Source organism: Paenibacillus sp. B2(2019) (genome assembly GCF_008370385.1).
In the GTDB taxonomy this organism is placed as follows: domain Bacteria; phylum Bacillota; class Bacilli; order Paenibacillales; family Paenibacillaceae; genus Paenibacillus_AQ.
This window is the reverse complement of record NZ_VTZR01000002.1, coordinates 1-26,046: the sequence shown is the minus strand read 5'-3', so window position 1 is coordinate 26,046 and position 26,046 is coordinate 1. Positions and strand designations below refer to the sequence as shown.

Below are 26,046 nucleotides of genomic sequence, written 5' to 3'. Positions count from 1 at the left end.
TCAATAAAAAGAATGCCCCTTAGCCATTGGCCGAGGGGCATTCTTGCGTTTATTAAAATAATTAAACCGTTGTTGCAGGCACACTCTTAAGAATTGCCTCTTGCTCTACAAGCGCGTTAACCAGCATATACACACGAGATTCGTAAGGGCGTAATGCCACTGTCTCGATCTTCTCGGCAGGGTCAACTACATAGTTATTCAACAGCAACTCACTGGAGTCAAATTCCAAATCAAACGGAAGGTCGAACAGCGCTTCCTCTGAAGTCAGGTTTGACATGACCAGCAATTTCTCATTGCCAAGTGTACGAGTATAAGCGTAGATTCGTTCATCTTCAGGTAGGATCAAATCATAGGTTCCATAAACGGTAATAGGATTAGCGGCCCGAAGTGCGATTAGCTTTTTATAATGATGATAGATGGAATCAGGGTCCTGCTTCGCACGTTCCACATTGATCTCCGTGAAATTAGGATTGACCTTCATCCAAGGCTTGCCGCTACTGAAACCAGCGTTCTCAGAGTCATCCCATTGCATTGGCGTTCTAGAATTGTCGCGGCCGTTCTTCCAGATAACCTCCATGACTTCTTCATGTGATTTTCCGGCTTCTGTCTCTAAACGATACAGGTTCTTCATCGCCACATCATCATAATCATCCATGGAATCAAATCGTACATTAGTCATCCCAATTTCTTGACCTTGATAAATAAACGGTGTTCCTTGCATTAGGAAATACATCGTAGCCAGCGATTTGGCCGATGCCTTCCAATACTCACCATCATTTCCCCAAGTGGAAACTGAACGCGGTTGGTCGTGATTCTCGATAAACAATGCATTCCAGCCTCTACCCTCAAGACCTTTTTGCCAACGGGAAAGTGCTGATTTCAGCTGCAGAACATCCAAGCCACCCGTAACACTCTTATTCCAAAGTGCTAAATGCTCGAATTGAAAAATCATATTGAATTTGCCCTGCTCCTCGCCTACCCACATTTCCGCTTGATCGACACTAACACCACTCGCTTCACCAACGGTCATAATGTCATAACGATCAAATGTTTCCTGTTTCATCTCCTGAAGAAAATCGTGAATTCCTTCCCGATTCATATGACCTGCACCGGACGAAACGAACGGAAGATTATCTGGATTTGGCAGATCAGGAAGACCTGGGATTTTCTTAATATGTGAAATAGCATCCACTCGGAAGCCGTCGATCCCTTTATCTAGCCACCAATTGACCATACCGTATAATTCCTGACGTACTTCAGGATTCTCCCAGTTGAGGTCAGGCTGTCTTTTGGAGAATACATGCATGAAATATTGCTCTGTAGCAGGGTCAAACTCCCAGATCGAACCGCTGAAAATACTCTCCCAGTTATTCGGTTCCTTTCCGTCCTTAGGATCTCTCCAAATATAATAATCACGTTTAGCATTATCCTTGCTTGAACGCGCTTCAACAAACCAAGGGTGTTCGTCTGAAGTATGGTTAATGACAAGATCCAGAATCAGCTTCATGCCCCGCGCATGAACCTCGCTTAATAGCTGATCGAAATCAGCCATACTGCCGAACTCCGCCATAATATCCTGGTAATCTGAGATATCATATCCATTATCATCGTTCGGGGATTTATAAATAGGACAAATCCAAATGACATTAATGCCAAGGTCCTGTAAGTAATCAAGTTTTGAGATGACTCCCTGCAGATCTCCAACACCATCGCCATTGCTGTCCATAAAGCTCCGTGGGTAAATTTGATACGCTGTGGCTTCTTTCCACCATGTTCTGTTCAATGTATGCAGCTCCTTCGTATTCATATACCCTCTCAGGAAAATATTTTCCTATTTAATTCACAAATTAGTGATTTTCATAATAAAACTTAAGATTATCGACTAAAAAACTATCTATTTAGGGTTTATTCAAGGAAATTATTTTCCTATGCGATCATTATAGGATCTTTTATTTTCCTGGTCAATAACAATCTTTTGGATTCTTGAAGCTATCCGTGATATGCTTGCGATATATTCTAGAACGAATACAAGATTGGAAAGTTATGGTGATATTCTTGAAGGTAAAAATTAAAGATATAGCCAAAATGGCTGACGTTTCAATAGCTACCGTTTCAAGGGTTGTCAATAACAGCAAACCGGTAAACGAGGAAGTTCGTAAGCGTGTATTGGAAGCCATGAAACAAATGAATTACCGTCCTAATGTCATCGGTTCAGATGCAGGTAGACCGGATACACCTCTGATTGGTGTCATTATTCCGCAGAACAGTAATACCGTGCTTGATGATTTCAATATTGGCATACGTGATCTCGCCGAGCTATATGGTTATGATGTTTTGGTTGGGTTAACAGACGGAAGTGTTAATAGTGAACTTCATTATTTGAACTTATTCCACCATATGGGGACTGAGGGTTATATATATGTAGGCTCGGTTCCGAGTAAGGAGCATTTGGAGATTATCCAGAAATCCGGGTCACCTTGCGTGTTAGTTGGAGAACAATCTCAGATTGATTCGATCCCTTCTGTCCATCTGGATAATGTTACCGCCTCCTATGAAGCCGTTACTTATCTGATTCAAAAAGGACATAGAAGTATCGGCATGATCCGGGTATCTGGAGATAATGCAGTGGGTGGCGATCGATATCGCGGCTATCAACAAGCGCTTATGGATGCAGGCATTACCTTAAGAGAAGAATGGGTAGTAGAAAGTGGAATGGCCGTAGAAGATGGAAGTGACGCTATGCGCCAGATTAAGGATAGCGGGGAGCTACCTACTGCGGTTTTTTGCTCCACAGATTGGATAGCTGTAGGGGCGATGAATTTTCTGATCGATAACGGTATTCGGGTGCCAGAGGATGTTGCGGTGTTCGGATTCGATAATAGCTTTATCGCTTCTGTCGTTCGTCCCAAGCTGTCCTCGGTGGAATACTCCGGAACGGAGATTGGAATGACTGCTACCCGAACTTTAATCAAGCTGATTAAAGGGGAGACTGGTATTCAGCATCATGCAAATGTAGCTCATTATTTGGCAATTCGTGAAAGTACGGGTTAGGGAAAGCTTCCCTAACCCTATTTTTAAATCTGATATTGGTTATTGTGTAAATCCTACGCGGGCGCGTTCCCGTCCTTTAGTATCTAGTGTGATGGAACAGACGGAAGTCATGGGAATATAAAGCTCCTCGAATTCTGTCCGATATTTAATAAACTTCTCAGTTACTGTTTCCAAAATGCCTTTTCTAGCGTTAGAGCCATCTACAAAATAAATGGTTACCTCTTTGCCCTGCAAAGCTTCCAGCATCATTCACTTCACTCCTTCGACTTACAGATTTGTGATAACTTTGTCGATAATCCCGTACTCCACTGCTTCCTCGGCTGACATGAAATAATCCCGATCCATGTCTTGTTGTACCTTCTCCACCGTCTGTCCGGTTCGGTCCGCTGTAATCTGGACAAGCACTTCCCGTAGCTTCAAAATACGTTTGGCTCTAATCGCAATATCACTGGCCTGCCCCTGCGCACCACCATGTGGCTGGTGAATCATAATCTCACTATTCGGCAGCGCATAACGTTTACCTTTAGCCCCAGCTAACAATAGAAGTGAACCAAAGGAAGCCGCCATACCTGTGCAGATCGTATTTACTTGCGGTTTAATGAGCTGCATTGTGTCATAAATACTTAATCCCGCTGTTACGGAGCCCCCTGGACTATTGATATACATGTGTATATCTTTATCTGGATCCTCAGCTGATAAGAACAGCAATTGGGCAACAACACTATTCGCTAATTGATCCTCAATCTCCGCCCCTACAAACACAATTCGGTCCTTTAAGAGCCGCGAATAAATATCGTAGGATCTTTCCCCTTGATTCGTTTGTTCAATGACATAAGGAATGTACGCCATGCGTATGCGACCTCCATCCGTTTATTTTATTTGAAATCTACCCTGTAAACGGATTAGTCTTTGGATAGGATACGTTAAGCGGGCAAAATATTATTTTTATTATTGCGTATCTTAATTTGGAGCTCATTCGTTTATTATTAGAAGTAACCGAAAACACTTTACCGGAAAAGGGGTTATGCAGAGTGATCAGCCTTGAGAAGCTTAGCGCCGGCCATGAACCGGATGAGAATCATACCACGTCTTTGCAAATGGCCCTGAAGCGGTATTGCCTTGCACTGACACAATCCCCGTGGGAAGCCGAAGATTTGGCTCAGGATACGTGGGTCAAAGCACTGGGCTATATGAAGACTTCCAAACATTCGAAGCTGAAGAGCGATAGGAACGATACAAGTCAAATCAACAACAATTCAGAACATACAAGTCGTACGAATTTCAGCCCGCTAACGAATCATCCGAATCCTGAGGCGCTACTCCTGCGGATTGCCAGAAATACCTGGACAGATATTATACGGCGAAAAGCCACGTTGTCACGAGTGCTGGAAATGGATCAACCACGGACAGAGGAAGCAGCAGGGTATGGTTTATTTGAGATTGAGGCTGCTTTTCAAGCCTTACAGAAGCATCTGTCTCCACTGCAGCAAGCAGTGTTCCTGCTCCGCGATGTTTTCGAGCACTCCGGAAGCGAAGCTGCCGAAATCCTCGACACCACAGAAGGAGCCATCAAAGCTGCTCTGCATCGAGCCCGCCAAGCCCTCCCTGCAGTCAGACAAGAGCTTCTTCAATCTAACGGCCCCTCCATACTGCAGGATACGGAACTACAGATTGCCTTGAATCGTCTTGCATCCGCCTATGAACAAGGACAAATCCCCGAGCTGATTGAGCTTGTCCTTGCGGATGAAAGTCAAGAAACTGTAATGGCTGTGTCCAGCCAAAGCTTCCAGAGCTTCCAAAGCGTTCAACCTTTCCAATCTGGCGGATTCAGCTCTATGGGCTGGAACTATTCCGAGCCAGGAATGCGGATGGTGGCTTAGTCTTTCGTGACGCTATTTCGTAATACTGAAGTGCGTTTAGCTAAATGAAGCACATTACGTTACGTTATAACCGAACAAATATTAGTTTTGAAAAGTGTGAGTTTGATGAGATAGGTATATTTTGTGAGTTAGGTGAGTTAGGTCAGTTTGATGAGTTGTATAGTTGGGTGATGTTTTAGCTTTGAGCTAGTGACGTTGCAAAATGTGCAACAGAATCCATGAAATCAACGCTAAAAAACGAATCTACTGCACTATCTGCAATAGATTCTTAATAAAAGTGACTTTTAAGTCGATTTCTCATCTTTTGATTGTATAAAGTGCAATAGAATCAAATTATGTCCTATATAGTTCAAATTCTATTGCACAAAGTACAATCACACTAATGAAATCTCCTCACATATCTTTATGCTTCATTCATCACCACTCATCACTCTTTAAGGTACAATTCCCCTGCTTTCTACGGAAACCTTTAATTAGACTTATAAATAAACATTAATGTTAGTTAGGAGTGATATTTTATGAGGAAAATTCTTATCTTAGGCGGCACGCGCTTTTTTGGAAAAAGGTTAGTTGAACGATTGCTACAAGATTCCATAAACGACGTAACAATACTTACACGCGGGGAAACTAGCGATTCCTTTGGAGATCACGTTCACCGGATCCATGCGGACCGTTTCCAAGCAAACGAGCTCGCTCAGGTGGTAGGAGATACACTATGGGATGTTGTGTTCGATAATATTTGTTATTCACCGGACGAAGCGGATCAGGCACGCCGGATTTTTGATGGTAAAACGAAAAGGTATATCCTCACCTCAAGTTTATCCGTCTATGATTTCAGCGAAGAAGCGCTGACCGAGGACATTTTCGATCCTGAAACTTACCCTATCCGCCACGGAGGGCGAAATGATTTCACCTATCAAGAAGGAAAAAGACTGGCGGAAGCCGTCTTCATGCAACAGGCTAGCTTTCCAGTCGCTGCGGTTCGCTTTCCAATTGTGCTGGGCATAGATGATTATACGCGAAGACTTCATTTTCATATTGAGCATGTCCGTAATGAGTTGCCTATTGGTATACCGAATCCCGAAGCACATATCTCCTTTATCCGTTCGGATGAAGCTGCTGATTTCCTATATTGGCTCGGCTGCAGCTCTACTATGACAGGACCGTTCAACGCTTGCTCAGACGGTACGGTTAGAATTAAGGATATTCTCACAATGATTGAAGAAGAAACAGAGAAACACGCCATCATCCAGAAGCAAACCGCAGACGAGCATATGTCACCCTTCGGAATTGAACAATCCTGGTTTATGGATACGACAAAAGCCCAGTCGGCGGGGTACAAGTTTCTCAAGCTAAAGAACTGGCTCCCAGAGCTAGTTAGCTCTCTGAACAAAACCTACGAGTAATATACGCCCTCATCCTCCCTCATTTATCTAAACGACAAAAAAGCTGCTCCAAAGTAGAGTTCATCTACGATAGAGCAGCTTTTTCATTGTACAAAACCTCTGCGAATATTTAAATAATTGCACTCTATACAACTAAATCAGGCCAATCAGGCTTAGGTTCAACTTTAGTTGTATTCTGTGCAATTAAAATCTAGCTAAACACCACTAACAGCCAATTCTCGTAGAAATAATTGCACTAAGTGCAATTAAACACTCATAGCAGAAAACACAAACTTTAATAGCTGCATTAAATACAACTAACCACAAAAAAGGCAACCAGAAGTCTCCCTCTTAGCTACCTTTTAACATTACAGAGCTAGCAAATCAAGTCACTCCCTATATGTGTGCATCCGATCAAGAAGCAAACCTCTCCCTACCTATGCGGAGATTGTCAAATAAGAGCGCTCCTCAGGCGTTTCAGCGCTAGGTGAGTCACTGTCATCCCCAGCGATAATCTCGTCTTCTATGTCCGAATTAATCTTGAAGACGTTGATTTCCTTGAATAATTTTTGCGAAATCTCATTTATCTCAACGGCTTGGCGGGCAATGTCGTGGATCGCGTTGTCCTGCTGCACACTAGAGGCATTCACTTCCTGAACCCCTGCCGCAGTTTCCTCAGCAATGGCAGCCACGTTGTGAACAGACTCTGCGAGTCTACGATTCATAGTCTGTGTCATATCTACCTTGTCATGGATTTGCCCAATCTGCTTACTAATCTCAACGATCGACTGATCTATCGCTTCAAAAGACGACAACGTTTCTGCCACTTTTTGATCCTGCTCTTCAAGGTTTCCTTTAGTCTCCAGCATATATTGCTGAAATTCATCCATCCCTGCTTGCAGCTCGTTAATAATCTGACTGATATGTACGGAGGACCCTTTGGTCTGATCAGATAATTGTCTCACTTCATCTGCTATGACAGCAAAGCCCTTTCCATAAACTCCAGCCCGCGCTGCTTCAATCGCTGCATTTAGTGAGAGAATATTGGTCTGGTTTGAGATGTTTGTGATCGATTTGGTAATTCTGGAGATATCCTTCGATTGGTCACTCAATTTGGTTAAAGCAAGATAAACTTTATTCACAGACTCACGTGAGTGCTCTGATACCTCGCGCAAAGCGATGACGGACTCGGAACCTTTTCGAGTATTGTGATTAGCCGTTTGACTTGTCGAGAGCATAACCTCGGTATATTCCGTAATTTCATGAACTTCCCGTTCCAATTCCTGAATCAAGCTTGCGCTCTGCTCCGATTGTCCGGCTTGCTGCTCAGCGCCTACAGAGATTTCCTGTATTGTGCTTACGATTTCTTGGTTCGTATGAGCGGTGATCGATGAAGATTGTTGAAAAGAGTGCGAATAAGTCGCGAGCGAAGAAGCTACCGATTGGGTCTGCTGAAGCATCTCTCGTACCCGCAACACCATATGGTCGAAATGATGACTCAGACTTCCTAGCTCATCGTTATATGGCGAATTAATCTGCTGCCGCAAATCTCCCTCAGCAATTTTACGTAGAGCTACTTGCAGCTTATTTATAGGGTTCAGGAAGGAACGAATAAGCATAACAGCAATAATAAGCGTGAAAATAAATACTAGTATTGCTGCATAAGCCCCCATAGAACTAGTCAGATTTAACAAATCAAAAGAATAGTCTTGAGCCTTCTCTGCGTTCTCTGCTGCAGCGGTATATAGTTTCTCATTGGTCTCCAGCATAGCTTTATTCATAGCCAATGCCTTCGTATGTAATTCATCAATTCGTTCCAGAACGGCCATGGGATCAAGCTGCTCATCCTTTAGGGTATTCACTAATCCGTCAAAATAGCCTGTATATCCTCCAACTTGATTATGTAACTGTTCTAACTCCTTAGACGCTGGCGAATCTGCTTCAAACTTCACTTTACCCAATTCTTCCATTAGCTTAGTCTGCTTGTCCTTAAAAGGTTGGGTAAACTCTAAATCGCTAGAACCCGCTAGAGAGGTCTCCACACTGTTCATTTCTTGAAGCAGTTGAGTAATGGTGGATACTGTAATTCTTTTTTCCATCTCCATTTTTTGTGTTTCCATAGAGATTTCTACTTGATTGATTTTATAGTTTTGGTATAGCGCTACCCCTAGAAAGAATAGTACCACGGCAGAAAAACTCAAGATCAACTTCCACTTCATTGATAGATGCATAGACCTAGCCTTCAACAATATCATCCTCCGTATAAAGCCTCATATGGCAATAGGTACTTTTTACTAATATCTAAATTGTAGAAGCTGTACATTAAATACCGGACACAGTTTTGTATGAGAAATGTAAATTTTGTCGAGTACACGTTCACAACTATCCTATTGCAATTGACGTAACGTTAAGTGCTAAAATACTTCTCATAGGGCGCCTTATCAATCTATAGAACGGGAGTTGTCTATGAGTGGATTTGTGACCATTGATAAGCTTTCTACGCAAATCGGACTGACGAGTCGGACGTTGCGTCACTGGGAGGCACAAGGATTATTTGAAAGTCACCGTGAGGCTAGCTCGGGTTGGCGAATTTATGATGAGCACGCAATCCTTGCCATTCAAATCACTGCATTATTAAGAAAACTTGATATTAGTATTAAAGATATCGGAACCGTTCTAAAGAACATGTCCGTACAGTCCTTGTATGAAACACTTCTTCAACAATCCGCTTCAATTCATAATGAGAAATCCAAGCTAACACAAAAAGATCGCGAAATCCGCTTCTTATTACAATTAATATCCGCACGTACGGAGGAGTCCATAACTAACCATTTGTTATTAGAGCTAAAAGAAGAATCATGCAATACATTGGATGATTTGAATGAGAATGAGGAGGTTCTATCTATGACAACAATTAAACACTCTCCACCTATCCATGTAAGATTCATTACACTTCCACCTATGAGATTTGCTTATAATATTGCAGTCAGTACATCTCCAGAGGATGAAGCTATGCAACCTGTCTTGGAATGGTTGGAAGCTAACCATCTCTTAGGGACGGCACGTTTATTTGGCGGGAATACAAATCCGCATCCTAGTGGTGAGAATAACCCTTATGGCTATGGATTCTGTGCCTCCATTCCTGAAAATGCAAAAATACCAAGCCAACTTAAAGAGATGCGGTTCGACGGCGGTCTCTATGCGATGACGGAAAGCAGTGATGATATCTACGGCTCATGGCAAGCACTGATGAGTTTTTTGGATAATAACCTTGATTATCAAGCTGACCACGATTCAAGATTATGTCTTGAGGAGCATATCCGTAACGATAGTCCCAAAGGCAGCGGAAATGAGTATGTATTAAATCTGCTCGAACCTGTAAAAAAGAGAGCATAAAACAAAACGCTCTCCTTTGCCTATCATGGCATTGGAGAGCGTTTCTATTGTCATCAAAAATATGATGATCGCTTAATTTTGACTCAGCTTTAACAGCTTCGCTAACATTTGAGCTATTTCTTCACGAGACGCTGTATCTTTTGGAGCAAAGTTAAGCCCCGTACTTTCTGCAACAGGCTTGCCTGAAATAATTCCTGCCTGCTGAGCAGCTGCGGCTGCTTCAAGAGCATAAGAGCTTATCGACTTCTGATCTGCAAAAGCTGAACTGTCGCCACTTACAGGCAATGTCCAGTTCATAGCTTTCGCTAATCGCACGATCATGACAGAGAGCTGCTCACGAGTTACATTTGCCCGAGGATCGAACTGTCCATCACTCACGCCGGTAACAATTCCCTTGCGATTAGCCCACGCTACCGCTGCCGCATAATAATCGTCAGCCTTAACATCTGTGAAGTTTCCTGCTCCTTCTGCGCCCAGATTAACACCAGCCAATCGAGCTAGGAGCAAGGTAACATCTGCTCTGGTTAGTTGACTCTTAGCTCCGAACTTACCTTCACCAATGCCGGTAATTACATCACGAGCTGCCAAATACGTAATAGAATCTTTAGCAAAGCTGCTGCCAATATCAGAGAAGCTCACTTTGTTGTACCCTACTGCATACGTGGAGAATTGTGAAGTTTGGAAATTCAGTTGTCCCTTTGCTGCGTTATAGCTACTGCCTGCTAGTACAACCGCTTGCCCCGCATTCGTCAAATCATAAGCTACGACTGCATTAGCATCTTCATTTGCTCCTAGTGTATACGGCACTGTTATTGTCGCATAACCAGCACCTAGATTAGATAGACGCTGACTGCCAGCGGAAATCGCCAGGTTTATTACTGGACGACTGCCAACCACAGCCTGAGCTTTGCCTTTCCCATCCGTGTCCACACTGCCGATGGACAGCTTAATGTCCTCACCCTTTGCTGCTGTGTGCACAGCCGAGAGTGCATTTCGATCCAACGTTATCGTACCAGCTCCTGCTTCAAATACAACTGACTTTGCAGTACTACCTGTCAGTGCCGCAAAAGCACTCGATGGGAAGTTAAGTAGAACTTCACCTGAAGCTGCATCAACCTTAGAGCGGAATATCAACTGACCATTAGCATTATTCGCCAGAGACTTAAGTCCCTCTGTAACCATATCCAAAGTAACGGAGGCAACTAACTTACCTTCTGCATCCGCTGAAGCCTTAACCTCTACGATAATCTTATTACCTTCTGTGGTTACAGCTGGTGTTGTCGCCTGTTTAACTGGATCTTTAGTCGTTACCGTTGTACCAGGTCCCGGATTTGAAATCACCGGATCTGCTGGAGATACGGTCACTGTAGATTCAGCTACGCCATAACCATCTGCGCTATAGGCGGAGATAACCGCTGTCCCCTTTGCCAAGGGAGTGACCTTTCCGTTGTTATCAACGGAAGCAACACTTGGATTCGAAGAACTCCAAGTTACCACATTCGATCCACCCTCAGCAGGAACTACGCTAGCCTCAAGCGTTGCTGAAGCTTCGCCAACCTTCAATGACAAAGAAGTCCGATTCAGTGTTACCTTCGATACATTCAATTGATAAATGGCCACAGTACCACCAACTTCATTCGCTACGAGTACTAATGGCAATCCAGTCGGGCTTGATGTTGCCGAAATAAATTCGATACCTTCTGGACCAGTGTCCGTTTCAATGGTGTTCGCAGGTGTGAATTGACGTGTATTAATATAGTTCACAAAATTCGGTTCCTCTGGATTCGTCACATCATAAGTCATCAGACCACCGATTCGCTCAAGACCAATAAAGGCCAGCGCTTTTTGTCCAACCTTGCCTACCTTGACATACTCAGGCTCCGGTCCTTTTTTGGTACTACGGTTATCCATGGTCGTGTTACTGTTGCTTGCATTGAAATATTCTGGCAGGCGTTCTCCGGTAATCTTTTCAAAGTCGCTGCCACTATCGTAGACCTGTTCCATAGAATCTGCTTCCCAAATGGAAAACGAACGGCCACCGTACAAGTAAATTCCATCATTGCCCATGTCAGACATAACTTCTACACTATCATATTTATCTTTATTTTTATTCAGAAACTTAGCCGCATCTGATTCCGGATCTAATGAGCCCTTCATTTTTTTGACTGAGCTCACGTTCACTTTACTATCCCATTCCGTTGCGTCACCTTCGTTGGCCGTGAACAGATAAGTTTTACCTCCGACCGTGTACTGATCTATACCATCAGGCATATACGTACCGAAAAATGGAACATTTTCTAAATTCACTTTATTATCTTTTACCAGGTCCAGAGCATTGTTAGGAAGGCTTAAATCCTTGAAACCTAATCCTTTAACCCATAGAACCTGCTTGGAGGTAATATCGATGGCAGCAATAGCATTATTCTCTTGAAGCGCTACATAGGCAATGGTCTGGTCATCAGAAAGCACCACAAACTCCGGCTCCAGATCACGTATCGCATCCTTTTTTTCACCTTTGCCCGTAATCTGTTTAGTTACCGGATCAGCTACTCCACGAATATGGACAAGATCGTCAATTACATCAGGGTTATCGAACTTCACCTGAATCGAAGTGTCCTTGAGCGTATCAATGATCGTTACACTACCTTCAGGATCACCGATAGTCGTGCGTGGTTCAGCTTCGTCCGCTGTCAAAATGTAACGGCCATCATCGGTATACTTCACCATGTCCGGTTGTACTCCAGCTTCATAAGAAGCCAACATTTTACCATCATAATCGAGTACAATAACCTTACCGTTCTTCATAGCATCTTCTTCTTGAATGGCTACAGCAATCCGTTTAGTAGCGGTGTTGATATCTATACTCGTCAGGTCTCCGTATGTAAATCCATCCACTTCGGATAGCTGTTCTACATTAATACTATATTCTTTTTGCGGATTAGAAGGGTCCTTGAGATTCACAATATCGACTGTTGCAGGGTGAGATGAACCATTAACGAGGTAGAACTTGCCGTTATCACGGTTAAACTTCACGATCTCCGCCACGCCGCCTTCTTTATTGGTCACGCCTACAGCGTATCCGCCGATCTTAGTTACACTAAGTAGATCTGGAGTCAAAGGTGCTGCGGCTTCCGCCACATTCAGTGGTACTATAGCTTCTGTCTTCTTCCGGGGTGTCGAACTGTCATACACTGCGATACTTACGGTGGCCGCCCCTACTTTCGTCGGAGTTCCACTAATATTCCCAGATGCTGCATCCAGTGATAGTCCGTCCGGCAAACCCGTAGCTTCAAAAGAATAAGGTTGTACTCCCCCATAAACGGACAATGTTACCGAATAAGGCGATCCGAGTTTTGCTTCTGAAAGATTCTGAGTTGCGATGCCAAGATCGACTACATTTATTCCCCATTGTCCATCTGCGCTGTTATGCGGCTTTGCCAAGGCCAAAGCTGAAGCATCTAAGGAATCAAAGCTAATCTGTTTGAAATCTGCTTTATTGTTGTCTGAATCTACGAAAGCAACGCGTCGAACGGACTTTTGTTTAGAAGTACCTTCCGCTTTCCCCGTAGGATAGTCCGTCTCGTATCCATCTATCTTAGCATTATCATCATTTGCTGCTACACCAATCATGTCCACGTAACTACTTGACATTGTTTGAAATGGATTCACAACCTGCAGCAAGTCTGTACTGCTTAGCAGAACAACCTTCATGCCTTTGTTATTAAAATACATCCCCGGCCAGGACTGATCGCCTTTGGCACTGATATCGTTTTTGTGATCCTTGTTGTTGGCATCATCGGTGATGAGATAAGAAGAATGAGCTTTAATGGTTCCGTTCAAATCCAACTTGCTCCATTGTCCAGCGAGCTTAGGATCCGAATATTGTACAGACCAACCTACTAAACTCACATCGGAATCGGTTGGGTTATATAATTCAATGTAACCTTTCGAGAAAAATCCACCTGATGCATCGGCAGTGTTACCCCCACCATAAACTTGATTAACAATAATATGAGGAATCTTCACATTGTATTGACCGTCTGCCGTATAAGGCGTACCTGATTGAACGGATGCAGCCACTGCTGGACCTGCCATCCAAGCGGAACCTAACAACATCTCAGCTGTAAGCATAAGAGAAACAATAGCTTTACCTGTGGGTTTCAAGTAGATTTTCACTCCTATTGATAGTTTCTATCAATATAGAGTAATAGTATTACCTAACCTGCAGATTTGCGTAATGGTGATGTAAACATTCTCTATGCAGTAGCAGGAGTAATTTTCACAAATATAAATCGTGTAAGAGGCCCGACTAATAGAATTTGCAGTGGAAGTGCAACAATGAAATTCTTACCTATCGCAGACAGATAAGCCATCGGTAGTGCTGAGGTGAACCCTACATGAAGAAGTGCGCCATAGAAGGACATAAACAGCACCATTCCGGTCACCATAAAAAAGGAGATGAACATGATTTTTTTGATCATCGGATCATTCTCTTTTACCAGCTTATGTGCGATCCCTTTCGCAACTTTCCCTACAACAAAGACATCCAGAATAAATGCAACTACAAACGCAGGTACGTAGCCGATGATCACATCTTTAACTAACGTACCTGACCAGCCCTCCATCAGCGCTACATTGTAAATGCTCATACCCAGCACCATCAAAGCACACATGATGAATGTAAATAATAATGCTTCTTTTTTGTTTCTTCCCATCTTCAAGCTCCTTTTATCTTTCAGTATTGTCAACCTGGATTACAATATCACAGCCATTCGAACTAAGTCAACCAAGTTGACAATGAATACAAATGACTTATACTTGGATTAATGAGCGATGATTTAGGAGTGTTCACATGGATAACCATCTGCAAGAAATGAATCTTATTGATTTACTTAGTGAGAAACATCTAGCCCTACGTAAAATAGTGACTGACCAAGACCCGGACCAAATTAATAAGACTGAATCCCATATCCTAGCAGTTCTTGAAACACATGAAATGCTCACGATCTCAGAAATCAGTAGAATTATTCATATTTCAAGACAGGGTACGCATAAAAGTATTCAAGGACTGTTATCCCGCAACTATGTAGAAGCCGTGGAGGTCAAAGGAAATCAACGTGACAAAAACATCATCCTTACCCAGAAGGGTATCGAATGCAATCAAAGAATGATGATCACCAAAATCGAATTAGAGCAAAGAATCGCTAACAAGCTTGGGGCAGCTAACGTAGAGCATCTCAAATCTTTGTTAAAAGAGGAATGGCTCTAAGCTCAAGCAAAAAAAGACGCAGGGCTCCACCCTGCGTCTTTAAAAACCTTCAATTATTTTCCGGGAAATTGTCGTTAATTAGCTTTCAAAGCACTGTTTGCCGCGCTCTCCCCGCCAAGACGACCTGAGGTAAAGGAGTACCCAATACCAACGCCGTTTCCAACATAAGTATCGTTAAACAACACGCCTTCAGATTCAAGACCCACAGCAAACAATCCTTTCACTGGCGTCCGTTTATCATTCAGAACTTGGAACTTTGTATTTACTAGCAAGCCCCCAACAGAACCCAAGTTATTGATTTCAGCAATGATTGCATAAAATGGACCTTCCTCACCCATAGGTTCTAAATACTCAGCAGCTTTACCAAATTCAGAGTCAACACCAGTTTTTGTAGCTTCTTTATAACTATTGTAATTTTCTACAAACACGTCAACATCCATTCCTGCATTCGTAGCTAAATCTTTAATCGTATTTCCTTTGAAGCCATCTCCGTTCTCCACCATCGAATCAAATACTTTCCCGACATTTGCCCAAGGGTTCTCAAGTGTAAATTGATCCGCAAATTCAGCATAGAATTCCGGTGGCATTCCTGGAAGACTTGGTGCATGAACACCGTTCATTCCTTTGGTCTGAAGTGCATCCAATTGGGATTTCGAGACAATAACCATATGATAGGGTCCATTAAATGCACTTGTGTTCGCTGCTGCAACCGAAGTTAGAGTCGCTGCTTCATCTCTGAATCTTGCGCCAGAAGTACCTACATTCATGAAATTCGGAAGATAAGTCAACATTAGTGGATAACTTGCTTCAAAAGGCTCATATTGTGCTTTTAGACCTTGTGTTGCTCTAGCTAATGTTTGGTGAAGCATTTGTCCACCGAAGTTGTCCGGTACCTTGGCTCCAGCTTCCCATGCCATTTCGAGACCTTCCCCTACGTTTTGTCCTAATCCACCGTTAACCCCTTCGAAACCAAAAGCCTCTTTAACCATCTCTTTATTTGCAGCATAACCACCCGTTGCCATTATGACACTCTTCGCTGAGATTTCTAGCGTTGTACCGTCTGCTTTCTCAGCTACTACTCCCGTAACTTCTCCAGCTTCATTCGTAATCAGCTTCTTGGCAGTCGTTTCTGTGATCACTTGTCCGCCATGTTGTTCAACCGATTCGGACAACATTTTCCGAAGGGTCTCTTCACGGGTTTCATAAGCCGGCAGCACATGTAATTGTTCACCGAAGAAGTTCAGGAAGCTAGTTTTATATCCTTTTTCGGCTAACCAATCGTAAGTTTCACCGGATTTAGTAACATATTGTCTAATCGCTGCTGCATCCACTCTCCAGTGATTGTTGACAATCCAATCTGCAATTTCTTTTTCCACATTTACTTTTAGATTATTACTAGTAGCAGCAGAGGAGTTGTAGAACTTACCTGCCCAAGACAGATTACTTGCTCCCCCGATGACACCAGTTTTTTCTATAATAATAACCTTCGCACCTTTATCAGCTGCTGTAACCGCCGCAGATACACCGGATGCTCCAGCGCCCACTACAACAACGTCGGTTTCCAGTTTTTCTGTTTTCCCTTCACCGGCTTTTTTGACACCTCCAGCTTTGAGGACTTCTAGATTACCTCCACCTTTGGTTACGGCATCCTCTACAGCGGCAAGCATGGCTTCACTGGAAAGACTGGCACCACTAACAACATCAACCGCCAAGGTTTGTCCTTCTAGAATTTGTTCTTTCATTTTTTCAAGTGCGCTATCGCCTAGGCCCCCTGTTTCCGATTGGCTTACAATCTTAATATCTTTAATTTTATCGGGCTCATCCATAGTTACTTCTACCTTAATAATTCCCTCTTTACCTTCCGCTTCCCCAGTGAACGTACCCGCTTTAAAGGACGATGACGACGAATTAGCCGACTCCCCATTTCCCGTACATCCGCTCAGCATGGAAACGATCAGCACCATACAAAAAGATAACATGAGCATTTTCTTGACGAAATTTCTGTTACGCATTCTGTTCTCCCCCAGTGTCTAAAATCTTATAACCTGAAACTGATAACGTGATAATTTTCACAAACTTAATTGTTAATCAACAACGTAATCCGACAGGCTATATACCGAAGTGTAAACCTTGGTGCTGCACCAAGGTCAATGTATACTTTTTGTCCAACTAGAAAAAAACACCCGCTCAAAGAGCAGATGTTTAATAATAGAAGCTATTGGATTGGGATATTCACTTCCAAATAAGATCTATTCTGGCCTTCGATTTTCTCAGTAAGCAATAATTTCCCGACCACATCTCCCGTTATGGCATAATGATTAGCCTCAATATAGTCGATCATGAACTGCAAAGAGTTCTTCGTGATATATTTTTCATCCGGACATAATATGGTAGCTGAGATACAATGACTTGGGCTAATATACTCTGCATATTCTTCGCTATCCATTTCGAATTTTTGCGCTTCTTCCTCTAGTAAGGTAAGGCCCCAGCTGTAATCAAAATTATTGTTTTCGCTGACAAAGTTATCTGTATCTTCAATTCTAAAAGAATAAAATGCATAAGGAAGTAAATCCATCCAAGTGTTGACCAAGCTTTTAACCATATCATTTTTTATTAATGCATTCTTATCCGTTTGCTTTAGTCTGTACATACCTGGCAGTTGTTTAAGTTTACACGTATATAAAGAGGACTCTAATCCCCTGAGTTCTTTATGAATTTCATTCATCTTATTAAGCAGCATCGTCTTCTGCTTGATCTCTTCTTCTAAATTCAACGCTGTTTCTTGCATCCTACCCATAACTTGCTCTAAAGAAGACTCCTTCATCAGCATTGCCACTTCAGGCAATGGAATCCCTATACTTCTGTACCACCTACTCATTAGCAAATCTCTTGCATCTAAATCATTAAAATATCTGTAATTATTGCTGTTATCTTTAGTGGGTCTAACAATATCATGTTTCTCGTATAACCTCAGCGTATCCGCAGTCACACCGAGAATGGAAGCAAATTCCCCTATGCAATATTTCAACTGATGTCCCTCCATCCATATCATGCATACCCAGCCACATGAAATGATACACAGAAGGACCATTTTTAGATATGAAGTAGTTCATTTCTTACGATACTAATGTATGCAAAAGATCACGCCAGACCAAACCAGTGAACTAATGTAAATCCAACTAAGGACAACAAGACCGAACCTATAAGCCCTGCTGCAAAAGACTTCATCCCCAGTCGTCTAAATGCCGCCAAGTCAACATTTAAACCAAGTCCAGCCATCGCCATAGCGATTAGCATATAAGCTATCGTTACAATTCCATTTGCCACTGATGCAGATACGATCCCTAATGAATTCACACCACTGACGAGTAAGAAGCCTAGAATAAACCAAGGAATAGGAATGCTTTTCCATGAGGCTTTAGACTGTCCACCTTGCACTTTTCTTTCTGCACGATTGGTCCAAACCCCAATTAAGATAGCGACAGGAACGAGTAAGGCCACCCGAGTCAATTTAACGATAACCGCCATATCTACTGCTGCGCTCCCACCTGCATCTGCTGCTGCGATGACGTGAGCAATTTCATGTAAGGTAGCTCCAGAGAAAACCCCATAGCCTAGATTCGATAAGCCTAGTAAAGGATACAAAAAAGTGTATAGCAACGTGAATATTGTACCTAAAATTGCAACTATCGCTGCGCCAATCGCAGTTTCGTCGTCTTTGGCTTTGATTTGTGGAGCAATCGCCACCACCGCTGCCGCACCGCAGATCGCTGTTCCGCAGGCTGTTAGAATACTGAGTCGCTTATCAACTTTGAACAGTCGGGCAAGTCCGTATACAACAGAGATCGTAAATACGATCACAATCACAGCCAGTAGAAATACCCGTGGACCTGCAGCAACAATATCCATTAAATTCAATCGCATACCGAGCAGGATAATCCCTAGACGTAGCAGCTTTTTGCTGGAAAAATCAGTGCCATGGGTGATCGTACCCGGCACTCCAACGGTTGCCCGCCAAATAATTCCGATTAAGATGGCAATGACCAATTGGCCCATAATAGAGAGAAATGGAAAGCCTGCTAAATATTTTGCGACTAATGCAATGATTAAGGTTAACCCAATGCCAAGTGCAAAACCAACTTGTTTCTTATTGTTCGATTGGTATAATCCCTGTGAATCCCCCATGTCGTGTACACCCCTTGTATGAATCTCTAGATGACGGAGGTATGTATTTCCCTTCCCCCATGAATCAACAATAATACGCCATGGCTCGAAAGTTAAATACCAATATACTATCCGTAAGATTAGGAATCCTTATGCTTGAATCCATGCAAAAACTCATTTATGTACATGAGCGCCATTTCATTATTAAATGTTATTCGCTCTCCCCATCTGCGACTGACAATGATCCGGTATACACTTATCCAATCCATGACCGAATTAGTGAATTCCTGCTAAAGTACATCAAATGTTCTGATATCCTCTTTCACATCGGTAAATACTGCAAAAATACAGCAATCCCCCCGCTTATCACTTGAAAATGAATTCTGACGCAAGTATTACTGCAGATCCGCATGAATAAGTCGGTTAGCGATTGCTTATATCAATAAAAGATGTATTTTTGCAGGTTTATCCTCTACCCGTCATCTCAATTAGCTACTTTATTTCCTCACATTCACACAAAAAAACTCCTTCGAGAAGGAGAATGCCGAAGCATCCACCTCTCCAAAAGAGCAATTGTGTTCCTATATTAATTTTTTTAAATTTACACTTCAAGCTTCTGGAGCTTAGTTCCCTTCGGGAGTACAGAAGTTATATACTCGTGAACGGGATGTTGTCCTTCAGCTTCCGCAAGTACCGTCACAATTCCTTGGTCCGTACCCGTTCTGATCAGACGTCCCATTCCTTGTTTAAGTCTTAGCAGCATGTAAGGTAAATCCACATCTTCAAAAGGATTGGAAGTCTCCGCACGTTTTGCCATAAATACAGGGTCAAGCGGAGGATAAGGCAGCGACCAAATGATCACATTAGATAGTGAAGGTCCTGGTATATCTAATCCTTCCCACAGCGTCACCGCACAAAGCACACTATGCTCATCCCGCTGAAAAGCTGAGATCAGATAGCTGATCTCCTGATCCCCTTCATAGAGGAAAGAATACTTGCTGGATTCTGCTCTCTGCGAGCTGAGCTGCTTGAACTGCAGAAGTTCTTCTCGAGTACGGAATAACAACAGGGCTCTTCCTTCTGTCTGCTGGATAAGCTTCAGGGAGATCTTCATTTTCTCAGCAAAATCACCGCTCTGAAGCTCAGGTACATAGATATTCATCTGGTGCTCATAATCATAAGGTGAGTCTACAGAGAAAGACAGGAAGTCGTGTATTCCAAGACTATCCTTCAAGTATTGAAATGATTTGTCCACGGATAATGTAGCCGAAGAGAATACGATTGGCATTTTTTGCGTGAATAAGCTGTCTTGAAGTACTTCCTTAACATTACGCGGCATGACCGACAGCGTTAAGCCATCGCTATCTTCTGTCGCCCAGCAAATTAATGCACCTGAATCCTCAAACAACCTCAATGCGATCTCTATGGTCTCCAAACGTTCTTCCACAATCCGCAATTGATATTCATCAATCGTGTACAGTCCACTTTCGAATACTAATTCTTCTTCAATAGCGGCAATTACACTACGCATGCGATGCACCTCACGGATTAGCGATGCATTTAGCTCAATGCTTTTTCGATCCGATCCAGGAATGGTGCGGCATTGACGACGAATGTGTTTAAACATTTGCTCACTTTGCATAATCGCTTCATCGATAAGAACAGCAAGCGTTTCACGAATCTCATTCTGTAACAGACGAGAGATTAGTTCTTCAAAGACAACATGCTTCATTTTATAGCCTAACGCCTTCATGGCGGCAGATTCTAACAAATGCCCTTCGTCAAAAACAACTGCACAATGCTCTGGAAGCAGGGGAATTTGACCCTCTCGTTTACGCGCTTCATAAGTCCAGACATGCTCCATGTAATAATCGTGGGAACAAATGATCAGGTCGCTTGATTTCCTGTAATGATCACGAGACAACGTTTGTCCACAGCGATGACGCATATCACAAGTAAAACAATCCTGAAACGTATCCCAGTTGATCTTATTCCATTGTTCATCATTCAGATCTGGATAATCCCTACGGTCGCCATAGGCATGGAATTGCTGCATCGGTGCATGAGAATGTACAAAATCAGGTAAAGTACCATATAAACTCTCCAGTGGCAAGCTCCCATCATCATTGTTGCGAGCATGATCCAGCTTTTTCAGACACATATATTTATCTGGAGATTTCGCTAATCTGGCATCAATATTCATATTCAGATGCTTCGCAAGCTTGGCAATATCACCCTCTGGCTTCACCAACTGCTCAATCAAGGACTCGTCCGCACAAGCGATAATCGCAGGTTTACCCATATACCGCGCATAACAAATGCTATATAACAAATACACTAAAGTCTTACCCGTACCGACCCCTGCCTCAGCAAAAATCGTCTTCTTCTCAGCAAAAGCTCGCTCCACCTGAAACGCCATGTAAATCTGTTCATCACGAACTTCAAATCCTGCCTCAGGAAGAATTTCATAGAATACATCTCCGACCCATTCCCCTACTTGCTCCATAAAAGGTCTGGTCCGATCATATTCAAAAGGATACTGTGTCGCCAACAAGCCTACCTCCAATATTTGATCAGGCATATCACGTTATGCCATGAAAAATAGAATCAACGGAAAAACTCTATTATCTCATAAGATTGGAGTAATTACAAAGTAGTTCATTCGAAAATATGTTAGATATCCAGTTTACGAGTACCAATCCATTTCACCATTTCAGGATCCCGATGTGAAAAGAACAAACTCTGATTCGTATCTAACTTAGCAATGGATGCCATATCCTCTTGGCTTAATTCAAAATCAAAGATATTGAAGTTTTCGATAATTCTTTCTTTACGAACTGACTTCGGAATCACAACGATTTCTCTTTGTGTGAGCCATCGTAAAATCACCTGAGCCACGGATTTATTATACTTTTCAGCTATGGATACCAGTAACTCATTCTGGAACAAATTATTTTTCCCTTCAGCAAAAGGTGCCCATGACTCGATTTGAACACTATTTTCTTTCATAAATTCCGCATTTTCGATTTGCTGGTTGAAAGGATGCGTTTCAACCTGATTTACAGCTGGGACTACTTCATTATGAAGAATTAAATCAATCAAACGATCCTCATGAAAATTACTAACGCCGATAGCACGGATCTTGCCCTCACGATATAATTCCTCCATAGCTCGCCATGAGCCAAACACATCGCCAAATGGCTGATGAATTAAATACAAGTCCAAATAATCAAGCTGTAATCGGTTCAGTGATTGTTGAAATGCTTTCTTTGTGCGCTCATAACCCGTATCTTGAACCCAAAGCTTTGTAGTGATAAATAATTCCTCTCTTGCCACGCCACTCCGTTTAATCGCCCTGCCAACTGCTTCTTCATTTAGATAAGAGGCGGCAGTATCAATCAGACGATAACCTGCCATAATAGCGTCATAAACGCTTTGCTCACATTCATTTGCATCTTGAATCTGATAAACACCAAAACCGAGTATAGGCATTTCAACATTATTGTTCAAAACTACTTTTTGCATAATATTACCCTCCAAGTTTTCAATGATTAAGTGTAAATCCTCTTTCTGTTTGCATATCCTTATTATGTACCTGATGACAAAGCGACCGTTATCCCATTCTTGCCAAATGTTTGCCTAATCCTCTCACTAACACTTATGTAAGGGATGAATATAGACTATAATCAGACTATATAGAGATAAGGAAATGAGAGGATCAAATGTCTGAAATAATCACTAAACAGCAGAATGAACTCGTAAAAATCATTGAACATTTCACAGAAATAGATGGTGTTCACCAAACTGCTATTCCCTCTTTATTTTTCATGCGTGACTCGAATGCCTCCATACCAAGGCATGGAGTTTACAAACCTTCCTTATGTTTGGTGGTACAAGGGGCTAAGGAGGTATGGCTGGCACAGGAGCGTTTTAGATACACCCCCTCCGATTACCTCATTGCATCCGTTCACCTGCCAGTTACCGCCCAAGTCACTGAAGCCACTTCCGATGTTCCATACTTAGGGTTCAAGCTTGAATTTACACCAAGTCAAATTTTAGAGGTTTTACAGGAATCTGAAGTTCGAGTTTACGCTAAAGAAAATCCTAAGCGAGCTATGTTTGTTAGTCAGATGGAGTCTTCTTTAATGGACGCCGTCCTCAGGTTGGCTCGTTTGTTAGATCAGCCTAAAGACATTCGAGTGTTAGCTCCATTATTTACAAAAGAGATTCTTTACCGGGTGCTACATGGGCAGAATGGGATTGCATTGGAGCATATTGTAATGGAAGGAAGCTCAACTCATCTAATCAAAGATGTTATTGAACATATCATGAATAACTATGCTAGTTCTTTTAAGATTGAGGAGCTTGCCGAAATAGCGAATATGAGTGTTTCTTCGTTTCATCGGTACTTTAAGGAAGTTACTGCAATGAGCCCTATTCAGTTCCAAAAACATCTGAGACTTCAGGAAGCCCGCCGGTTATTACTAATCGAGTCAGCAGATGCCACCGATGTGGCATTTCGAGTAGGCTATGAAAGTCCTTCGCAATTTAGCCGTGAGTATTCCCGCATGTTTGGTTTTCCGCCTAAACAGGATGTAAAGCGTCTGAAGGCATAACACGTTTAGATAAAACCTAATCTTAAATAGTAACTAACCCAAATAAGGGCGAGCATAGCTAACTGTAAGAAACGATAACTTAGTAAGACTAGTAGGCAGCCGGTCATCACGACAGCCAGATGCCGCAAGCTTGCAGGTCGATCAATACCTCGTCGGGTGCTAATAACGGAACTTCCGTCGTTGCGACTCTGAAATTCTGCGGTCCAAAGACTCTAATTTGTTTCATATACCCTCCGTTCAATAGCAACAAGCTTGACGAGTCTGTGAGTCGGATCTTCAAGCAAATTAGGATTAACAGAACACTGCTTAAAGCGAATGGGAACATCATTCTTCTTAGACAAAATAAAAACTCCCCTTCAAGTAACGGTTATTAATTAAACCTTTGTCTACTTGAAGAGGAACTTATCAAAATCGGTAGCCTGTTACGTAATTTATAATAGTGAGGTTACGAACTTCACCTCCGTAAAGCGGCTATTCGGTCCTTTCATTAAGATTCCGCCTTGATTTTTCAGATACATATCGAAGAAATCAAGCATATAGGCATTAATAACGGAGTTTGCTCTTTCGGGAGCAATCTTTCCGGTAACGCCCAGTATTTTGAATATCGGAGTAATGAACTGTACGTCGGTAAAATTCAAATGCTCCGTATTTTCGATATAGAGAACCGTTCCCCCTTCGTCGACTGTTTGGCGCATCCGTTCAAGTTCCAACTTTTTATCTTCCGTTACTTTATCCTCCCACTCTCTTGTTGAGCCCATACGGTTAAGCTCTGAATCCGTGTAGACCCGGTTATCCATCACCATTTTTAATTTTTCAAATTCGCTTTCCGAGTTGATGAACAAAAACGGCTTACGCAGGCCCTCTCTGTCACGCAAACGATAAAGCCCTCCATCAAAGTCTATTCCAACCGCGATTCGCGGATCGTAAGAGGCGTCATAGGCCGTCGCTCCGCCGATGGAATGACCGAACACACCGACATTACCGAGATCAATTCTCCCTTTTAGATGACTTGGAATCTTCCCCGATTGGATGAGCTCGAATTGGTCCAGCACAAACGCCACATCGTCGGTTAAAACTTTACCCAACTTGTCGCGATTACCTCTTTCCGTCTGGTAATCATGGTCAGGCGAGAATAAATCGTTGGTTGTGCTGGTCGTGATTCGACCGTCCGGAAACTCGGTTGCAAATGTATTGTAGGTGTGGTCAATCACTGCCACGATATATCCGTGACTCGCGAGATATTCTGCTTGCGCCGTGTGGAGGAACCTGGAAGAGCCGAAGCCGGGATTCGCAAGGATCAGTGGGTATGAAGTCTGTGCAGAAGAGACTTCAGCCCCCGAATAAGCATGACTGGATACGTACTTTAGGTGTTGTAAAGTAAACCCGGGAAGGCCATAGTTCGTAGCCATATAACGTAAAATCTGGGTATCTGGAATAAAGGGAGCGTACTTGCCAGTGCCATCTTGAGCCGGATACCATACCTGAACCATCAATTCTCTCTTGCCTGTCGCGGTTTTGCTAAATGTTTCCTCCCGGTTTTGGTCTATGAAATGAAAGATTTTCGTGCCTACCTGCAACTCGCCGGTTGGCGCCGGAAAGTCGAATACAGGAAACACATATAGGAAGCACCCCGTTACGATTAGCCCAATCACGATAAAAAGGCGGCCCAGCACCCTACGAATTCGCGAGGCAGTCCGAGCGACTTTCCGCTTTATGAAAACGTCTATAAGCGAAAGCATAAGCATCAGGATCGTAAATCCGTATAAAAATACAAGCTGGACCCTGTATCCTTCTACAAGCAAATGTATCACTAAAAAAATGGAGCCTGCTCCGCTTGTCAGGAGCAAAGCAGATCTTCGAATACGTTGATTTAAAATGAACAGGAGTGCCAAAAAACTAACATTTGAAAAGAATAACAGCATTTCAAAAAACCTCACGACCAACTCCCCCTTAAAAATAATCCTATCAATGGATTAGTATAGAGGAGCTGCTAGGTTGATGCGATTGATCTAGATGACAATCACCTAACACTTTTGTAAGGTTTCGTGACGATGGCGTAGTGTAATATGCTGTTATGTAGGGGAAAGAAATGCCCCATCCGCCGCATGTCATGCCCAAGGGATATTGACAAATTTAATTACTGAACATGTATTTCTGATTTGATATCATGTTGACTTAAAAATTTCATTAAATCATTACTAAGCTGCACAATCTCATTGTTAGCATTATTCGCATAATCCGGCAACATCATATCCCTAACCATTTTAGTTCGTAGCCATGTCATA

General features: G+C 42.6%; 19 protein-coding genes. 6 read left to right on the top strand and 13 right to left on the bottom strand.

Annotated elements, in window-relative coordinates; all coding sequences use genetic code 11:
• Positions 1-61: 61 nt before the first annotated feature.
• Complete coding sequence (locus tag PAENI_RS00410; protein WP_149643883.1) at positions 62-1,783, bottom strand: glycoside hydrolase family 13 protein; 1,722 nt, start codon at positions 1,781-1,783, stop codon at positions 62-64.
• Positions 1,784-2,055: 272 nt separating this feature from the next.
• On the opposite strand from PAENI_RS00410, the gene PAENI_RS00405 reads away from it, so the two are divergent.
• Complete coding sequence (locus tag PAENI_RS00405) at positions 2,056-3,051, top strand: LacI family DNA-binding transcriptional regulator (RefSeq protein WP_262495462.1); 996 nt, start codon at positions 2,056-2,058, stop codon at positions 3,049-3,051.
• A gap of 39 nt (positions 3,052-3,090) precedes the next feature.
• Here the strand turns inward: PAENI_RS00405 and PAENI_RS00400 are convergent, their stop codons facing one another.
• Together PAENI_RS00400 and clpP are read right to left on the bottom strand one after the other, a co-directional pair.
• Positions 3,091-3,300, bottom strand: coding sequence for a hypothetical protein (locus PAENI_RS00400; protein WP_231573413.1), 210 nt, complete (start codon positions 3,298-3,300; stop codon positions 3,091-3,093).
• Positions 3,301-3,318: 18 nt separating this feature from the next.
• Positions 3,319-3,900 (bottom strand): ATP-dependent Clp endopeptidase proteolytic subunit ClpP, encoded by a 582-nt coding sequence (gene clpP, locus PAENI_RS00395; protein ID WP_042186692.1) that lies wholly within the window; start codon positions 3,898-3,900, stop codon positions 3,319-3,321.
• Between the two features lie 116 nt (positions 3,901-4,016).
• Between clpP and PAENI_RS00390 the strand changes: the two genes are divergently transcribed.
• Positions 4,017-4,931, top strand: coding sequence for an RNA polymerase sigma factor (locus PAENI_RS00390; protein ID WP_223178885.1), 915 nt, complete (start codon positions 4,017-4,019; stop codon positions 4,929-4,931).
• Between the two features lie 518 nt (positions 4,932-5,449).
• Positions 5,450-6,337 (top strand): NAD-dependent epimerase/dehydratase family protein, encoded by an 888-nt coding sequence (locus tag PAENI_RS00385; protein WP_149643880.1) that lies wholly within the window; start codon positions 5,450-5,452, stop codon positions 6,335-6,337.
• A gap of 416 nt (positions 6,338-6,753) precedes the next feature.
• On the opposite strand, the gene PAENI_RS00380 is transcribed toward PAENI_RS00385, so the two are convergent.
• A complete protein-coding gene (locus PAENI_RS00380) occupies positions 6,754-8,535 on the bottom strand; it encodes a methyl-accepting chemotaxis protein (RefSeq protein WP_223178884.1) in 1,782 nt (593 codons plus the stop codon).
• A 247-nt stretch (positions 8,536-8,782) separates the two neighbouring features.
• Here PAENI_RS00380 and PAENI_RS00375 point away from each other — a divergent pair, with 247 nt between their 5' ends.
• The gene (locus tag PAENI_RS00375) at positions 8,783-9,712 is read left to right on the top strand and encodes a MerR family transcriptional regulator (RefSeq protein ID WP_149643878.1); all 930 of its coding nucleotides are present in this window, start codon (positions 8,783-8,785) and stop codon (positions 9,710-9,712) included.
• 72 nt (positions 9,713-9,784) lie between these two features.
• On the opposite strand, the gene PAENI_RS00370 is transcribed toward PAENI_RS00375, so the two are convergent.
• Positions 9,785-13,876, bottom strand: coding sequence for a choice-of-anchor I family protein (locus PAENI_RS00370; RefSeq protein WP_149643877.1), 4,092 nt, complete (start codon positions 13,874-13,876; stop codon positions 9,785-9,787).
• Positions 13,877-13,968: 92 nt separating this feature from the next.
• Entirely contained in the window at positions 13,969-14,427 is a 459-nt protein-coding gene (locus PAENI_RS00365) for a DUF2798 domain-containing protein (RefSeq protein WP_149643876.1), read from the bottom strand.
• A 137-nt stretch (positions 14,428-14,564) separates the two neighbouring features.
• Between PAENI_RS00365 and PAENI_RS00360 the strand changes: the two genes are divergently transcribed.
• Complete coding sequence (locus PAENI_RS00360) at positions 14,565-14,981, top strand: MarR family winged helix-turn-helix transcriptional regulator (RefSeq protein ID WP_149643875.1); 417 nt, start codon at positions 14,565-14,567, stop codon at positions 14,979-14,981.
• Positions 14,982-15,055: 74 nt separating this feature from the next.
• Here PAENI_RS00360 and PAENI_RS00355 read toward each other — a convergent pair whose 3' ends face one another.
• The 5 genes from PAENI_RS00355 to PAENI_RS00335 all read right to left on the bottom strand — a co-directional run bounded on the left by PAENI_RS00355 (position 15,056) and on the right by PAENI_RS00335 (position 22,670).
• Complete coding sequence (locus PAENI_RS00355; protein ID WP_149643874.1) at positions 15,056-16,993, bottom strand: FAD-binding protein; 1,938 nt, start codon at positions 16,991-16,993, stop codon at positions 15,056-15,058.
• A gap of 203 nt (positions 16,994-17,196) precedes the next feature.
• A complete protein-coding gene (locus tag PAENI_RS00350) occupies positions 17,197-18,009 on the bottom strand; it encodes a MerR family transcriptional regulator (protein WP_149643873.1) in 813 nt (270 codons plus the stop codon).
• Between the two features lie 113 nt (positions 18,010-18,122).
• Entirely contained in the window at positions 18,123-19,166 is a 1,044-nt protein-coding gene (locus PAENI_RS00345) for a YeiH family protein (protein WP_042186676.1), read from the bottom strand.
• A 580-nt stretch (positions 19,167-19,746) separates the two neighbouring features.
• Positions 19,747-21,726: an ATP-dependent DNA helicase gene (locus tag PAENI_RS00340; RefSeq protein ID WP_076283257.1), complete on the bottom strand. Its 1,980-nt coding sequence runs from the start codon at positions 21,724-21,726 to the stop codon at positions 19,747-19,749.
• Between the two features lie 92 nt (positions 21,727-21,818).
• Complete coding sequence (locus PAENI_RS00335) at positions 21,819-22,670, bottom strand: aldo/keto reductase (RefSeq protein WP_149643872.1); 852 nt, start codon at positions 22,668-22,670, stop codon at positions 21,819-21,821.
• Between the two features lie 197 nt (positions 22,671-22,867).
• Between PAENI_RS00335 and PAENI_RS00330 the strand changes: the two genes are divergently transcribed.
• A complete protein-coding gene (locus PAENI_RS00330) occupies positions 22,868-23,761 on the top strand; it encodes an AraC family transcriptional regulator (protein WP_149643871.1) in 894 nt (297 codons plus the stop codon).
• 106 nt (positions 23,762-23,867) lie between these two features.
• Here PAENI_RS00330 and PAENI_RS00325 read toward each other — a convergent pair whose 3' ends face one another.
• Positions 23,868-24,089 (bottom strand): hypothetical protein, encoded by a 222-nt coding sequence (locus PAENI_RS00325; protein WP_149643870.1) that lies wholly within the window; start codon positions 24,087-24,089, stop codon positions 23,868-23,870.
• Between the two features lie 103 nt (positions 24,090-24,192).
• The gene (locus PAENI_RS00320; RefSeq protein ID WP_149643869.1) at positions 24,193-25,698 is read right to left on the bottom strand and encodes an alpha/beta hydrolase family protein; all 1,506 of its coding nucleotides are present in this window, start codon (positions 25,696-25,698) and stop codon (positions 24,193-24,195) included.
• Positions 25,699-26,046: the final 348 nt, after the last annotated feature.

Bases quoted from the DNA above. Each gene is read 5' to 3' on its own strand.
- PAENI_RS00400 (WP_231573413.1), bottom strand. From the start codon at position 3,300: ATGATGCTGGAAGCTTTGCAGGGCAAAGAGGTAACCATTTATTTTGTA.
- clpP (WP_042186692.1), bottom strand. From the start codon at position 3,900: ATGGCGTACATTCCTTATGTCATTGAACAAACGAATCAAGGGGAAAGA.
- PAENI_RS00385 (WP_149643880.1), top strand. From the start codon at position 5,450: ATGAGGAAAATTCTTATCTTAGGCGGCACGCGCTTTTTTGGAAAAAGG.
- PAENI_RS00380 (WP_223178884.1), bottom strand. From the start codon at position 8,535: ATGAAGTGGAAGTTGATCTTGAGTTTTTCTGCCGTGGTACTATTCTTT.
- PAENI_RS00375 (WP_149643878.1), top strand. From the start codon at position 8,783: ATGAGTGGATTTGTGACCATTGATAAGCTTTCTACGCAAATCGGACTG.
- PAENI_RS00365 (WP_149643876.1), bottom strand. From the start codon at position 14,427: ATGGGAAGAAACAAAAAAGAAGCATTATTATTTACATTCATCATGTGT.
- PAENI_RS00360 (WP_149643875.1), top strand. From the start codon at position 14,565: ATGGATAACCATCTGCAAGAAATGAATCTTATTGATTTACTTAGTGAG.
- PAENI_RS00355 (WP_149643874.1), bottom strand. From the start codon at position 16,993: ATGCGTAACAGAAATTTCGTCAAGAAAATGCTCATGTTATCTTTTTGT.
- PAENI_RS00345 (WP_042186676.1), bottom strand. From the start codon at position 19,166: ATGGGGGATTCACAGGGATTATACCAATCGAACAATAAGAAACAAGTT.
- PAENI_RS00340 (WP_076283257.1), bottom strand. From the start codon at position 21,726: ATGCCTGATCAAATATTGGAGGTAGGCTTGTTGGCGACACAGTATCCT.
- PAENI_RS00335 (WP_149643872.1), bottom strand. From the start codon at position 22,670: ATGCAAAAAGTAGTTTTGAACAATAATGTTGAAATGCCTATACTCGGT.
- PAENI_RS00330 (WP_149643871.1), top strand. From the start codon at position 22,868: ATGTCTGAAATAATCACTAAACAGCAGAATGAACTCGTAAAAATCATT.
- PAENI_RS00325 (WP_149643870.1), bottom strand. From the start codon at position 24,089: ATGATGTTCCCATTCGCTTTAAGCAGTGTTCTGTTAATCCTAATTTGC.